Source organism: Cupriavidus consociatus, from assembly GCF_017814975.1.
Classification (GTDB): Bacteria; Pseudomonadota; Gammaproteobacteria; order Burkholderiales; family Burkholderiaceae; genus Cupriavidus; species Cupriavidus consociatus.
The window spans coordinates 1-557 of sequence record NZ_JAGIQA010000162.1 but is presented as its reverse complement, the minus strand read 5'-3'; the positions used below and the strand labels follow the sequence as shown (position 1 = coordinate 557).

Sequence of the window (557 nt, the reverse complement as noted above, 5' to 3'; positions counted from 1 at the left end):
GACTTCAAGACGCTGGTGGCGGATGTCTCGATGGGGCAAGTGGGCGCCGTCTTTGCGTTGGAGGTGTCGCGCCTGGCGCGCTCGAACCTGGACTGGCATCGCCTGCTCGAGTTGTGCGCGCTCACCGGTACCCTGGTCATCGACGCCGATGGCTGCTACGACCCGGGCGACTTCAACGACGGTCTGCTGCTCGGTCTCAAAGGCACAATGGCACAGGCCGAACTTCACTTTTTGCGCGGGCGCCTCCAAGGCGGCAAGCTCAATAAGGCGCAGAAGGGTGAGTTACGCTTTCCACTGCCGGTTGGCTTGTGCTATGACGATGACGGTCGCATCGTCCTCGATCCCGATGACGAGGTTCGCGGCGCCGTGCAACTGGTGTTTCGTCTGTTTCAGGAGACCGGCAGCGCGTACGCCGTCGTCAAGCGCTTTGCCGAGGATGGTCTGCGCTTTCCCAAGCGCGCATACGGAGGTGCCTGGGCAGGTCGACTCATCTGGGGGCGCCTACGCCATGAACGCGTGCTCGGTCTGATCCGGAATCCCTCGTATGCGGGCGTCTA

General features: G+C 62.8%; 1 protein-coding gene. It reads left to right on the top strand.

Annotated elements, in window-relative coordinates; translation table 11 throughout:
* The coding region (locus tag J8I82_RS37910; RefSeq protein ID WP_209765774.1) for a recombinase family protein at window positions 1–557 on the top strand (557 nt) is incomplete at both ends.